We start from the raw sequence: 14,238 nt of genomic DNA on the forward strand, positions 1-14,238 counted from the left end.
CTTTTGAATTTTAGAACATATTACTTTCTATTTTTGACAGGATATTGATAATTATTCAATACTAATTATTTGTTCTTTACTTAAAAAAAATTATGGAATAAAGTTTATAAAATGTGATAAATAATATTTCACCTATTCAGATAAAATTATTAAAACCAACTAAAAATTAGTTATAAGATAACATTTGAAAAGTATGATTAATTAATTTCAAAATATAACGGAAAAAGTTTTCTTTTATGTATTTTAGCGAAAAATTATATATTATGAAAAAACTAATTTTCGCCGCCATTTTTGGCATTTCTATGACAACCAATCAAGCAAAGGCGCAAGCTGAACCCTTTTTAGGTCAAATTGCATTTGTTGCTTTCAATTTTGCTCCTCAAGGTTGGGCAGAATGTAACGGTCAAACAATGTCTATATCACAAAATACCGCTCTTTTTGCACTGATCGGAACCACCTATGGTGGAAATGGAACATCAACATTTAATTTACCCGATATGAGAGGACGTGTTTTGGTACACAATGGACAAGGAAATGGTTTATCACCTTATCAAATGGGACAAATGGGTGGACAAGAATCTGTTACCTTAACTTCCGCGCAAATGCCGGCTCATTCCCATTCTGTAAGTGCAGTTCTCGCAGATGGAAACCAATCTACACCGAATGGAAATTTACCCGCAAATACAAAATCTTTAGATAAAGAATACTCCAGCTCTACCGCAGATACTTCCATGAAAGCTGGAATGATCGGAAATGCAGGAGGAAATCAGGCGCATGAAAATAGACCGCCTTATCTTGCAATGAAGTGTATTATTGCTTTACAAGGTATTTTTCCACCAAGAAATTAATTATGAAAAAATTATATATTTTATCTGCGTTTTGTTTCTCCGCTTTTATTTTTGCGCAAACTATTGATTTTAAAGGTTGCATCAACTTATTTGAAAATCAAAACTATACCTTTAATAAAACAGGAAACGATGCTACTGGAAAGAAAATTTATATGACTACTCCTACCGATGGTTCCCAAAACTGTGGTGGTTTAGGAACTTGTGAGTTCAAATTACAATGGAATGATATCAGCGAAAGATGGGAATTTTTGGCAGATTCGGGCAACGGAGATTTTGTAGATCCGTATTTAATTTATTACAGTTCAACCGGAAATAGCGCGGCAACGAATCCTCCGAATATCGATATTGGTGGATGGATAGAAAACACAACCATTACAAATGGTGATTGCGGTGGAAACTTAACCAATACAAATTCAATTTTTACTGGGGATGTTCGCACTACAACTTTAGCTATAAATGAATTGCAAAAATCTCATTTTACAGTATATCCAAATCCAGCTACAGAATTCATCTATATCAAAGGATTAAAAACCGTAAAAGCTGTAAATATTCTATCTGTAGATGGCAAACAGATTTTAAAGGTAAAAGACTCGAACAAAATTGACCTATCCAAACTTGCTCCGGGAATTTACCTTTTCGAAATTGAAACCGATAAGGCATTGATTGAAAGAGTAAAAATTATTAAGAAGTAAAAAACCATTATTTTTTTAGAAACTCTTGTTGAAAAACAGGGGTTTTTTATTTTTAACATCTAGGCAAACTCATTTATTAAATTGAATTTCCGTTTTTTAAATTCCATTAAAATTTTTATCTTTGGTCGATATGGATATTGATACAAAAAAAAGCGTTTCAACGGAGATTTTACTTAAAGCATTCAGGCACATGATGCTTGCAAAAGCAACTGCTGATGTTTACGAAGAAAATAGATCTATTTGCAAATATGTTCACAGTACTTCAAGAGGACATGAAGCCATTCAACTCGCAACTGCGTATCAATTAACCCATGAAGATTGGGTTTCTCCGTATTATCGAGACGAAAGTTTGTTGCTCGGAATGGGTTTTGAACCTTACCAATTAATGTTGCAATTATTAGCAAAAGCAGATGATCCCTTTTCTGGCGGTCGTTCTTACTATTCGCATCCATCCAGTTTAGTTGATGAATTACCCAAAATAATTCACCAAAGTTCTGCCACCGGGATGCAAGCAATTCCCACAACTGGAGTTGCGCAAGGAATTAAATATATTCAAGAATTTAATTTAAAAACGTACGAACAAAACCCAGTTGTTGTTTGCAGTTTCGGCGATAATTCAATCACAGAAGGCGAAGTTTCCGAAGCGTTTCAATTTGCTGCACTTCACCAATTACCGATTATTTTTTTAGTTCAAGATAATGAATGGGGAATTTCTGTGACCAAAGAAGAAGCCAGAACTTCGGATGCTTATGATTTTGCTGCAGGTTTTGTTGGTCTGAATCGGATGAAAGTTGATGGCACCGATTTCGAAGCCAGTTTTGAAGCCATGAAAAAAGTCGTCGATTTTGTTCGCACCGAAAGAAAACCCATGTTGGTTTGTGCAAGTACTGTTCTCATCGGACATCACACTTCTGGAGTTCGTCGGGAATTTTATCGGGACGAAGAAGATTTAGAAAAACACCGTGCGAAAGATCCCGGAATTCTATTAAGAAAAAGATTATTAGAAGAAGGAACCGATGAAGATTTATTAAAACAAATCGAGAAAAAAGCCCGATTAGAAATTGAACAAGCATTTCAAAAAGCAATTGCAGCCGAAGATCCAAAACCAGAATCCGTAGAAGATTATGTTTTCGCTCCTACTCCAATTACCGAAGAAGTCGGCGAAAGAGAAGGACAAAATCCTGAAAAAATTGTCATGGTCGATGCAGCGATTCACGCCATTCAGGAAATCATGTGGAAACATCCAGAAGCTTTATTGTACGGACAAGATGTTGGCGAAAGAATTGGTGGCGTTTTCCGCGAAACCGTAACTTTAGGAAAAAAATTCGGCATAAAAAGAGTTTTCAATACGCCGATTCAAGAAGCCTATATTATCGGTTCTACGGTCGGAATGAGTGCAGTTGGATTAAAACCCATCGTCGAAGTTCAGTTCGCCGATTATATTTATCCTGGAATTAATCAACTCATCACCGAAGTTTCAAAATCAAATTATTTGAGCAACGGAAAATTTCCGGTGAGCAATATTATTCGCGTGCCAATCGGTGCTTACGGAGGAGGTGGTCCTTATCACAGCGGAAGTGTAGAAAGTATTTTGGCGAATATCAAAGGAATAAAAATCGCATATCCGAGCAACGCTGCAGATTTCAAAGGTCTGTTAAAAGCCGCTTATTACGATCCAAATCCTGTAATCATGCTCGAACACAAAGGTTTGTATTGGAGCAAAGTTCCCGGCACCGAAGATGCAAAAACCATCGAGCCTGCCGAAAATTATATTTTGCCTTTCGGAAAAGGAAATGTCCTATTACAAGCCGATCAAACCGAAACTGAAAAAGGCAGAACAATGCTTATTGTTACTTACGGAATGGGCATTTACTGGGCAAAAGAAGCCGCCAAAAATTTCGCTGGTCGAGTTGAAATTATCGATTTAAGAACTATAATTCCTTTGGATGAAAAGTTGGTTTTCGAGCGCACCAAAGTTCACGGAAAATGTTTGGTTCTTACAGAAGAGCAAATTCAGAATTCTTTCGCAGAAGCTTTCGCACACAGGATTTCAAAAGAATGTTTCAGATATTTAGATTTGCCAGTCGAAGCGATGGGTTCTTTAAATTTACCTGCAGTTCCTATCAATTTAATTTTAGAAAAAGAGATGCTTCCAAATGCAGAAAAACTTACAAAAAAAATAAAAGAAATTTTGAGTCATTAAAAATATTTGGGCGCACAATTGACTCTGTCGAATCTTCGATTTCCGGCTATCCGATGCAATCTTTTTCTATCCTCACCCTATGAACTTCTTTCGTTAATTTCGAAAAAATATTTATTTTTCCTCATTAATCTCTCCAAAGGAGAGGGACTTCCAGCCGCAAAAAAAAGGATTTCCACTTCTATCCGTGAGGCAAGTACTTCACATGTAGAGGAGTTTTTTTTCAATCGAATTTTTTTACATTTTAGAATAAAAGTTTCCCTTTGCTAAATGAAATGCCTTTGCGAACTTCAGAGGAATTTGGAAAGCAGTATAATACTCAAAAAAATCCTTGCGTTCATTGCGTTAAAATTAATCCTCAGTTTTATCTATAAATTTATTCTCTTGAATAAATCTCAAATCTCAATGGTTTTAGTATTTTTGTAGAAACCTAGTTTCAAAATGTCCCAAGATATTCAACAAAAAATTCAGAATCTGCGTGCAGAACTTCATCAACATAATTTTGATTATTACAGTTTAGACAACCCAACTATTTCCGATTTCGAATTTGATTCCAAACTGAAAGAACTTCAGGAACTCGAACTGAAATATCCAGAATATTACGACAGCAACTCTCCTACTTTGCGTGTTGGTGGCGAAATCACGAAAAATTTTCCGACGGTAGAACATCAATTCAGAATGTATTCATTGGATAATTCTTACGATTTCGATGATTTGGAAGATTGGGAAAAACGCGTTCTAAAAACCATCGAACAACCTGTAGAGTTCGTTGCAGAACTGAAATATGACGGTGCTTCAATTTCTATTTTGTACGAAAACGGAGTAATGAAAGAAGCCGTAACTCGTGGCGACGGATTTCGCGGCGACGAAATTACAGCGAACGTAAAAACCATTTCCGATATTCCGATGCAATTGTACGGCGATTTTCCACCCAGATTTTTTATGCGTGGCGAAATCCATTTAACAAGAAAAAATTTCGATAAAATCAATGAACGACGTGAAGAAGAAGGTTTAGATTTATTTATGAATCCCAGAAACACCGCATCTGGAAGCCTGAAAATGCAAGATTCCGCCGAAGTTCGAAAACGCAAACTTTCCGCCGTTTTATACCAATATATTTCAACCGAAACGCCTGCAAAAACCCATTGGGAATTATTGCAAAAAGCAAAATCTTGGGGATTCCGAATTTCGGAGCAAACCAAACTGTGCAAGACTTTAGAAGAAGTAAAAGAATTTATCACATTTTGGGAAACAGAACGACATCAACTCGGATTTGATATTGATGGAATTGTCATCAAAGTCAATGATTTAGCGCAACAACAACAATTGGGATATACGGCGAAATCTCCACGTTGGGCGATGTCTTATAAATTCAAAGCCGAAAAAGTAGAAACCGAATTGCAAACCGTCACTTACCAAGTCGGGAGAACCGGCGCGATTACTCCAGTTGCCAATTTAAAACCTGTTTTATTGGCTGGAACGGTGGTGAAAAGAGCCAGTTTGCACAATGAAGACATCATCAAAAAACTCGATTTACACGAACATGATTTCGTTTATGTTGAAAAAGGTGGCGAAATAATTCCGAAAATTGTAGGAATAAATTTAGATAAAAGATTGCCCAATTCGCAGGAAATCGAATACATCAAAAATTGCCCAGAATGCGGAACAGAACTGATAAAATTAGAAGATCAAGCCATTCATTTTTGTCCGAATGATTTGCATTGTCCACCGCAAGTGGTGGGGAGAATGATTCATTATGTTTCCAGAAAAGCCTTAAATATTGAAGGTTTAGGCGCGGAAACTATCGAACAATTATATCGAGAAAAATTGGTAGAAAATCCTGCAGATTTTTATATATTAACCAAAGAACAATTGCTTCCACTCGAAAGAATGGCAGAAAAATCGGCGCAAAATATTATCGATGGAGTTGAAAAATCCAAAGAAATTCCGTTTGAAAAAGTGTTGTTTGGAATTGGCATCAAACACGTTGGAGAAACGGTTGCAAAGAAATTGGCAAAAAATTTCGAGTCGATTGATGATTTGAAAAAAGCCACCAAAGAAGAACTCGTTCAAGTGGAAGACATTGGTGGAAAAATCGCAGAAAGCATTGTTGATTTTTTTCAAAACGAAGAAAGTTTATTGATGATTGAAAGATTGAAATCTTATGGTGTTCAACTGGAAAAAGGCGAAAATACCACTGAACTTTTAAGCAATTCTTTAGAAAACAAAACTTTTCTCTTCACCGGAAAATTATCACTTTTCACCAGAGATTCAGCCGAAGAAATGGTAGAAAATCATGGTGGAAAAAACATTTCTGCCGTTTCAAAAAACCTCAATTATTTAGTAGTTGGCGAAAAAGCAGGAAGCAAACTAAAAAAAGCACAGGAAATCGGAACGATCGAAATTTTAGATGAACAACAGTTTTTGGATTTAATCGCTGAATAAATTTAACAGCTAATTTTAATTACTATAAATTAGTACATAAGAAGAGCATATTAATTGAAGTATTTTAAGTAACACTACGGTAACTAATGTGTTAATTTTTAGATAATAACCTCACCTACTAAATTTTTTAATATCAATAAAAATAATGATCAACATTAATCTCAGTAATAAATCACCAGAAAACATTCAACAAAAATTTTCTTTTTATACCGAAGAAATTTGGGCGAACGAAAAACAAAAATTTAGCAAGAATTTAGACACTGTCTTTTCAGCAAAGAAAGATGAAACCTTCATTCTTCTAGATACCGATATTGTTCATTATTTAATTGGATTAGGATCGGAGGCCAAGTTATTTGAAATCCAAGCCCGCGCGGAAAAATTCACCTATGATTTTAGGAAAAAAATAAAGTCTGAAAGTACAATCCTCAATTCAGAAAACTTTAGTAGTGCCGAAATAAAAAGCTTGGTAAAAGGTTTATTTTTAGGAACTTACGAATATCCATTTAAAGCAAAACATCCCGTTTACGATTCTGGATTTCAACTTATTCTCCTTGATTTTTCTGAGGAAGATTTGACCGAAATTCACCTACAATCGCTCGCCATTTGCGAGGGTCAATTTGCGTGTATGGAATGGTTGAATAAACCTCAAAACTTTAAACGTGTTCCTCAAATCTCAGAATTTTTAACACAAATTTCAAAAAAATACAATTTAAAGCAAACGGTTTTCGACCGAAAAAAATCGGAAGAAATTGGATTAGGAGCATTTCTTTCGGTAAATCAGGGAAGTTCGCAAGAAGCCGCTTTTACCATTTTGGAATACACTTCTGAAAATATAAATGCCAAAACAATTGGTTTGGTTGGGAAATGTGTGCTTTTTGATACCGGTGGTATTTCGATTAAACCATCAGAAAACCTGCATTATATGAAATCTGATATGGGTGGCGCAACTGCAGTAATCGGGACTTTAATTGCGGCTGCAACTTTAAAATTGCCGGTGAATCTGGTCGTAATTTTACCCATAACCGATAACGCGGTTTCGAATACCGCATATATCCCAAGTGATGTAATCACTGCGTATAACGGAAAAACAATCGAAATTCTAAATACCGATGCTGAAGGTCGAATGACGCTCGCAGACGGACTTTCTTATCTTTCTAAAAATTATAAAACAGATGCTTTAATCGATTTAGCGACCTTGACAGGAAGTTCTGTAAGAATGTTCGGGTATACTTGTGGCGCGTATTTTTCTAACAACGAGGCCTTAAAAAGATTATTGGAAAAGGCTGGTGATACAACGAATCAACGTTTATGGAATCTTCCGTTGTGGGAGATTTGGAAAGATGATTTTAAATCTGATGTTGCAGATTTCAAAAATATATCATCAAAACCTTTCGGTGACTGCATTGTTGCTGCTAAATTTTTAGAGCAGTTTATTGAAGGGCATGATCAGTGGGCGCACCTTGATATTGCTGGTGTAGCCTTCGGAAATGTTCGTTATATGAAAGAAAAGGGTGCAACGGGCTATGGAGTGCAATTATTAATCAATTTTATCGAAAAATTTTAACAAAAATTAGCATATTAAAAAATTTCTCTGTATAATTGAAATAGAATTTTCAAATATTGAACGATTAGCATTAATCGATATTAATTACTTAACAAAAAAGTATTTAATTTTTTGATAATTCAATAATTTTTAAATTTCATTATATGAAGGAGAAAACCATTGTTTGTATTTCCTGCTATTTCAAAGGATATGATTTTATGGATGAGATGAAACAGCTCGGCAATAAAATTATCCTCATAGCATCTGAAAATACCAAAGAAAAAAATTGGCCTTGGCACGCCATCGATGAGGTTTATTATATGTCAGAAGTAGAACCTTCTGTTTGGAATTTAGAGCATTTGGTGCAAGGATTTTCCTATTTGATGAAAAGCACAAAAATTGATGTGGTCGTTGCTCTAGATGATTATGATGTTGAAAAAGCTGCCTTAATTCGGGAAACATTTAGAATTCCAGGTATGGGTCAGACCACTCAGCGCTATTTTCGTGATAAATTAGCCATGAGACAGATGGCCAAAGATTCTGGGATTGATGTGCCAGAATTTTCCTCGATATTCAACAATGAAACGGTAGCAGAGTTTGTAGACGATGTAGCGGCGCCGTGGGTTTTAAAACCTCGTTCTGAAGCATCTGCGATCGGAATTATAAAAATTAAATCGAAAGAAGAACTCCACAAAGCGATTGATGATTTAGGTGAAAAAAGACATCATTTTCTTTTAGAAAGTTTTAAACCAGGAGATGTTTTTCATGTAGACAGCTTGGTTTATAATAATGACATCGTATTTGTTTCAGCGTCGCAATACTTATCGCCACCCATGGAAGTTTCTCATGATGGCGGAATATTTCGTACAAAAACCTTAGACAAAAATTCGCCCGAATTTAAAGCTTTAGAACAGTCCAACAGTATAGTTTTAAAAAGTTTCGGTTTGAAAAATGGAGCAACACATACCGAATTTATTCGTGGTAAAGAAAGTGGCAAATGGTATTTTTTAGAAACGTCTTCCCGTGTTGGTGGCGCACATATTCCTGATTTGGTCGAAGCTGCAACCGGAATTAATCTGTGGCGAGAATGGGCCCGAATCGAAAATGCCTGGCTTAAAAATGCAACCTATCAATTAGCAAAACCAAAAGAACTTTTTGCGGGCTTAATTATTTGCTTATCCAAAGAAAAAAATCCTGACTTTAAAGAATTTGAACAGCCCGAGGTCTACAAGTTTTTACCGATGGATTACCATGTAGGTTTGGTCTATCAGTCCGAAGATGCGAATAAAATCCAAGAACTTTTAGATGATGCAGCTTACAAGATCAATGATCACCACCTCAATATTTTACCTCCAAAATCAAAACCTACTTCTTAAAAATAAGGGTAATGAAATTTTGAAAATAATTTAAAAAAATTAAAAAAAACATTATGCCACGAATTGAGCACACAGATTACTATTCATCTATTTTAGGAATGAGTTTGAAGGTTGAAGTAACGGGCCATTTTGGCTTTCCGATTATCATGTTTCCTACTTCTCAGGGGCAATATACCCAAAATCACGATTTTAAATTGAATGAGAGCATCAATCATTTTATCGATCAGGGAAAAGTGAAATTGTACAATATCGAAACCATCGATAAATACAGTTTTTATGACAAGAATATTTCAGCGTCAGAACGGATTCATAATTATGAGTTGTATATGCAATTTTTGATTCAGGAATTTGTTCCTTATATTCAAAAGATTCATTCGGTGCATCGTGTCGCAGTTGCTGGGGCAAGTTTCGGTGGTTATCACGCGTCTAATTTTGCCTTCCGCTTTCCCGATGTTGTGTCGCACCTGTTTTGTTTATCTGGTGCATTTTCTATTCGGAATTTTATGGATGGGATCAACAGTGAATTGGTATATTTTAATTGTCCCAGAGAATTTGTGAAAAATGATGAAGCTTTTAAATACAAACATATGCACATTGTTTTAAGTACTTCTGATCAAGATATTTGTTTAGAACAAACCCGTGAAATGGCCGACATTTTAGCCTCCAGGGGAATTAACCATTGGTATGATGAACAGAAGTGGATTAACCATGACTGGCCACTTTGGAGAATGGTTTTCCCAACCTTTATCAGCCGATTCTTCTCCTAGAGTAAGTAAAGAGAATTAAATTAAAAAATCATTAATTAAAATAAAAATATTATGGCAAAGAAAGTTGGAATTTTATTCGGAATGGAAGATACTTTTCCATGGGCTTTTATCGATAAAGTAAATGAATTGGGTAAAGGCGATGTGATTGCAGAACCTGTAATGATTGATAAATTAGAACAAGGGGCAGATTATGGCTATGCCGTAATTATCGACCGTATTTCACAAGATGTTCCTTTTTATCGTGCGTATTTAAAAAATGCTGCGGTCAACGGAACTTATGTTATAAATAATCCATTCTGGTGGAGTGCTGATGAGAAATTCTTCAATAATGCACTAATGTTGAAATTGGGAATTCCACTTCCCAAAACAGTTTTATTACCCTCTAATGACCGACCGACTAACACGACCGAAACCTCGTTTAGAAACCTGAAATTTCCGCACGATTGGGATTATATTTTTAATTATATCGGTTTTCCAGCTTATATGAAACCACATGATGGTGGCGGTTGGAAAAATGTTTATCGCGTTGAAGACGCAGAAGATATGTGGAATAAATTAGGTGAAACACAACAATTGGTCATGATGCTTCAAGAAGAAATTTTCTTTGAAGATTATTATCGTGTGTATTGTTTGGGTAAAAAATATGTACACATTATGCCGTATGAACCTAGAAACCCGCACCATTTGAGATACGCGACCACCCATAAAACAGAAGGCAAAGCGCGCGAAAAATTGTTAAAAGTGATTCACGATTATACCATTAAAATGAATGAAGCTTTGGGCTATGATTTCAACACGGTTGAATTTGCAGTGAAAGATGGCATACCCTATGCGATTGATTTTTGCAATCCAGCGCCAGATGCCGATGTAAATTCTGTGGGTGAAGAAAACTTCGCTTGGATTGTTGAACATTCCGCGAAGCTGGCCATTGAAAAAGCGAAAGAATATGTTCCTGGTAAACCCAATATTTCTTGGGGAAATTTTGTGAAAGATTCCATCAAATAAATTTGATATTTCAGCTTGAAATAAAAGTAAGCACTTAAACATTTCAAGCTGAGATCTCTTAACCTTAAAAAACACAATAAACATGCATAGATTTACCATAGGCGTTGAAGAAGAATATCAAATCATTGATGCAGAAAGCCGTGATCTGGTTTCGCATGTCTCAAAAATAATTGAAGGTGGTCATGCGACTTTAAAAGAAAATTTAAAACATGAAATGCACGAATCGGTCATTGAGATGGAGACGGGCATTTGTCAAAATATTGCAGGAGTTCGCGCGGAATTAACGGATCTTCGAAAGAGACTTATCAAGGTGGCTCATGAAAATAATTTGCGGGTTTCTGGCGGCGGAACGCATCCTTTTTCGCATTGGAAAAATAACCAAATTACCAAAGATGACCGTTATGATAAAATTGTTAGCGATTTAGGCGATGTTGCTCGGTCCAATTTAATATTCGGGCTTCATGTTCATATCGGGATCCCAGACCGAGAAGAAGGCATAAGAATTCAAAATGTAATGCGGTATTTTTTGCCTCATATATATGCACTATCAACCAACTCCCCATTTTGGGTGGGCAGTAAAACTGGTTTCAAATCATATCGGCACGAGGTTTTTGCAAAATTTCCAAGAACAGGAATTCCCAGTTATTTTACTTCTGTTGCAGAGTTTGATGCCTACATCAATTTGATGATTAAAACAGGAACTATTGACAATGCGAAGAAAATTTGGTGGGATCTACGGGTACACCCATTCTACCCCACCATTGAGTTTCGAATTTGCGACATGCCTCTAAGAACAGATGAAACGGTTTGCCTGGCCGCAATAATGCAATGTTTAGTAGCTAAAATTTACAAACTCCATCAGCAAAATATGAGCTTCCGAAGCTACCGACGACTGATGTTAAATGAAAATAAATGGCGCGCTTCTAAAGAAGGAATTGATGCTCATTTAATTGATTTTGGTAAAGAAACCAGTGTTCCCTTTGTGGAGTTATTGAAGGAGTTACTCGAATTCATCGACGATGTAGTTGATGAATTGGATTGTAGAAGCGAAGTAGAATACGCTTGGACAATTATGAAGAATGGCACCGGCGCAGACCGCCAGCTCAAGGTTTACGAAGAAACAGGGGATCTAAAAGCGGTGGTTGATTACATGATTTCCGAAACTGAATTTGGGATCACCTTCGAATAGTTCAAATTTTATTAAATTTGCTCCGTAATTAAAAAGAATGAAAGAGATAAAAATAGCCTTGCTTGATATGAATAACAACCATGTTAATCAAGGTATGCGCAATATAAAAGAGTTATCACAACAATTTAAGGAACATTCAAATGAAGATGTTTCGATCACTATTTTTGATGTTAGATACAAAGATGAAATGCCTGATATCGATGATTTCGATATTTTTATTTCATCAGGTGGCCCAGGAAATCCACATAAAGAAGGATATGCCTGGGAAATAAAATATACCGATTTTTTAGATCAGCTTTGGCATCACAATAAAAACTCGGAACATAAAAAGTTTGCCTTTTTGGTTTGCCACTCTTTTCAGGTCGCCAGTATTCATTGGAATTTAGGAAATATTTGTAAAAGAAAATCCTACTCCTTTGGGGTAATGCCCATTCATAAAACTGCGGAAGGCGAACAGGATTTTTTACTGAAGAATTTACCGGAACCTTTTTTTGCAGTTGATTCCCGTGGTTACCAGTTTATTGAACCGAATTATGAAACCATCGCAGAAATGGGCATGAAAATCGTGGCTTTAGAGAAAGTTCGTCCGCATATTCATTTAGAACGCGCAGTGATGGGTATTCGGTTTTCAGATGAAATTTTTGGGACACAATTTCATCCAGAAGCAGACTCCAAGGGAATGCTCGCCAATTTGAAGATTGATAAAAATAGGGTCGCCATGATTGAAAATTACGGAGTAGAAAAATACTTGGAAACCGTTGACCGAATGGATGATCCCGATAAAATAATTTTAACACAAGCACAAATCCTTCCTAGATTTTTAAAACATGCTTCCTCAGAAATCGTAAAAAGCTTGGTGATGGCCTAGTTCATTCTGGTTTATAGTAATGATTCATCAGGTGTTCACTGTGGTTTTAAACTGTACTTACCAATTAAGAATGAGCATAAAAATCTCTTTTTTAAACTAAATCGAATACCATGATTCCTAAATACCGACAGCAATTTAACGCTGAATACAGCACTGAAAAATACAATGCTTTAAAAGATGAACTGGCAAAAAGAGCTGGCACTGAAGCATTGTTCAGAGTATCAGAAAGTCCTATTTTCCTAACCAAAGTGTTTAAGGAAAAACTAGATGATGCTTGCAATAGTATTATTTCTCAGATTAAAAAAATGACGCCTGAGGAATTAGACCAAGCGGTACCAGAGCAATGTCGGGTCCCAAATGATCACCATCAACCCCATTTTTTAGCCATTGATTTCGGCATATGTAAAAATCCCGTAACAGGTGAAATAGAACCTCAGTTGATTGAATTACAAGCCTTCCCCACACTTTATGCTTTTCAAGAAGAGTATGAAGAAGTGGTTTCTGACTTGTTTCCTTTTTTGAAAGATTTAAGAACCTCACTTCCGAAAAAAGAATATATTGCCTATTTAAAGGAAGTCATTGTCGGTGATGAAAATCCTGAGAATGTTGTTTTAATGGAGATTCATCCTGAAAAACAAAAAACCAGTATTGATTTCGCCTTAACCGAAAAGTATTTAGGTATTACCACGGTTTGTTTAACCAAGGTTAAAAAACAAGGCAAGAAATTGTTCTATGAAAAAGACGGAAAATTAATTCCTATTCATCGGATTTATAACCGTGTAATTTTTGATGAACTCGACCATATTCCCAATCTAAAAACTGAATTTGATTTTCGTGAAGAAGTTGATGTAACTTGGGTGACCCACCCCAATTGGTTTTTCAAAGTCTCGAAATATATATTACCCCACTTAGAACATCAGTACATTCCCAAAAGTTTCTTTCTATCAGAATTTCCCTCCACAGAAAGATTAGAAGATTTTGTTTTGAAACCCCTTTTTTCATTTGCCGGAGCTGGTGTAAATCTGGATCCAACCCCAGCCGATTTGGACGCCATTTCAGACAAGGAAAATTTCATTATGCAGAGAAAAGTTTTCTACGAACCTTTATTTGAAGATACCCATGGTGATTTTTCTAAGTCAGAAATCCGAATGCTCTACCTTTGGAAAGAAGATGAAGAAAAACCTCTATTAATGGATAATCTCGCCAGAATGACCAAAGTAGCAATGGCCAATGTGGACTTTAACAAAAAAGACGCCATCTGGATTGGAAGCTCCTTGGCTTTTTTCGAAAAATAAAGATTTATTA

The 14,238-nt window shown here is 35.9% G+C and carries 11 protein-coding genes; all 11 read left to right on the top strand.

Annotation, left to right across the window (positions count from 1 at the left end; translation table 11 throughout):
- Positions 1-263 precede the first annotated feature (263 nt).
- The 11 genes from QWY78_RS13675 (at position 264) to QWY78_RS13725 (ending at position 14,228) form a co-directional block, all read left to right on the top strand.
- Positions 264-848 carry a phage tail protein gene (locus QWY78_RS13675; RefSeq protein ID WP_290220751.1) on the top strand — a complete coding sequence of 195 codons (585 nt, stop codon included), beginning with the start codon at positions 264-266 and terminating at the stop codon, positions 846-848.
- A 2-nt stretch (positions 849-850) separates the two neighbouring features.
- Entirely contained in the window at positions 851-1,540 is a 690-nt protein-coding gene (locus QWY78_RS13680; RefSeq protein ID WP_290220753.1) for a T9SS type A sorting domain-containing protein, read from the top strand.
- Between the two features lie 130 nt (positions 1,541-1,670).
- On the top strand, positions 1,671-3,743 hold the full coding sequence (locus QWY78_RS13685) for an alpha-ketoacid dehydrogenase subunit alpha/beta (RefSeq protein ID WP_290220754.1): 2,073 nt from the start codon (positions 1,671-1,673) through the stop codon (positions 3,741-3,743).
- 438 nt (positions 3,744-4,181) lie between these two features.
- Positions 4,182-6,185: an NAD-dependent DNA ligase LigA gene (ligA, locus tag QWY78_RS13690; RefSeq protein WP_290220756.1), complete on the top strand. Its 2,004-nt coding sequence runs from the start codon at positions 4,182-4,184 to the stop codon at positions 6,183-6,185.
- A 145-nt stretch (positions 6,186-6,330) separates the two neighbouring features.
- The gene (locus QWY78_RS13695) at positions 6,331-7,749 is read left to right on the top strand and encodes a leucyl aminopeptidase family protein (protein WP_290220758.1); all 1,419 of its coding nucleotides are present in this window, start codon (positions 6,331-6,333) and stop codon (positions 7,747-7,749) included.
- Positions 7,750-7,892: 143 nt separating this feature from the next.
- A complete protein-coding gene (locus QWY78_RS13700) occupies positions 7,893-9,104 on the top strand; it encodes an ATP-grasp domain-containing protein (protein ID WP_290220760.1) in 1,212 nt (403 codons plus the stop codon).
- A 53-nt stretch (positions 9,105-9,157) separates the two neighbouring features.
- A complete protein-coding gene (locus tag QWY78_RS13705; protein WP_290220763.1) occupies positions 9,158-9,871 on the top strand; it encodes an alpha/beta hydrolase-fold protein in 714 nt (237 codons plus the stop codon).
- A 51-nt stretch (positions 9,872-9,922) separates the two neighbouring features.
- Positions 9,923-10,876, top strand: a complete 954-nt coding sequence (locus QWY78_RS13710; RefSeq protein ID WP_290220765.1) for an ATP-grasp domain-containing protein — start codon at positions 9,923-9,925, stop codon at positions 10,874-10,876.
- 82 nt (positions 10,877-10,958) lie between these two features.
- Positions 10,959-12,065 (top strand): carboxylate-amine ligase, encoded by a 1,107-nt coding sequence (locus QWY78_RS13715; protein ID WP_290220767.1) that lies wholly within the window; start codon positions 10,959-10,961, stop codon positions 12,063-12,065.
- Positions 12,066-12,102: 37 nt separating this feature from the next.
- Positions 12,103-12,933 (top strand): type 1 glutamine amidotransferase, encoded by an 831-nt coding sequence (locus QWY78_RS13720; protein WP_290220769.1) that lies wholly within the window; start codon positions 12,103-12,105, stop codon positions 12,931-12,933.
- A 110-nt stretch (positions 12,934-13,043) separates the two neighbouring features.
- Positions 13,044-14,228, top strand: coding sequence for a hypothetical protein (locus QWY78_RS13725; protein ID WP_290220771.1), 1,185 nt, complete (start codon positions 13,044-13,046; stop codon positions 14,226-14,228).
- The last annotated feature ends 10 nt before the right edge of the window (positions 14,229-14,238 follow it).

The sequence above is a fragment of the Kaistella yonginensis genome (assembly GCF_030409525.1).
GTDB lineage: Bacteria > Bacteroidota > Bacteroidia > Flavobacteriales > Weeksellaceae > Kaistella > Kaistella yonginensis.

What these genes read in the sequence shown, in the direction of transcription:
- QWY78_RS13675 (WP_290220751.1), top strand. Translation starts at nt 264, where the DNA reads ATGAAAAAACTAATTTTCGCCGCCATTTTTGGCATTTCTATGACAACC.
- QWY78_RS13680 (WP_290220753.1), top strand. Translation starts at nt 851, where the DNA reads ATGAAAAAATTATATATTTTATCTGCGTTTTGTTTCTCCGCTTTTATT.
- QWY78_RS13685 (WP_290220754.1), top strand. Translation starts at nt 1,671, where the DNA reads ATGGATATTGATACAAAAAAAAGCGTTTCAACGGAGATTTTACTTAAA.
- ligA (WP_290220756.1), top strand. Translation starts at nt 4,182, where the DNA reads ATGTCCCAAGATATTCAACAAAAAATTCAGAATCTGCGTGCAGAACTT.
- QWY78_RS13695 (WP_290220758.1), top strand. Translation starts at nt 6,331, where the DNA reads ATGATCAACATTAATCTCAGTAATAAATCACCAGAAAACATTCAACAA.
- QWY78_RS13700 (WP_290220760.1), top strand. Translation starts at nt 7,893, where the DNA reads ATGAAGGAGAAAACCATTGTTTGTATTTCCTGCTATTTCAAAGGATAT.
- QWY78_RS13705 (WP_290220763.1), top strand. Translation starts at nt 9,158, where the DNA reads ATGCCACGAATTGAGCACACAGATTACTATTCATCTATTTTAGGAATG.
- QWY78_RS13710 (WP_290220765.1), top strand. Translation starts at nt 9,923, where the DNA reads ATGGCAAAGAAAGTTGGAATTTTATTCGGAATGGAAGATACTTTTCCA.
- QWY78_RS13715 (WP_290220767.1), top strand. Translation starts at nt 10,959, where the DNA reads ATGCATAGATTTACCATAGGCGTTGAAGAAGAATATCAAATCATTGAT.
- QWY78_RS13720 (WP_290220769.1), top strand. Translation starts at nt 12,103, where the DNA reads ATGAAAGAGATAAAAATAGCCTTGCTTGATATGAATAACAACCATGTT.
- QWY78_RS13725 (WP_290220771.1), top strand. Translation starts at nt 13,044, where the DNA reads ATGATTCCTAAATACCGACAGCAATTTAACGCTGAATACAGCACTGAA.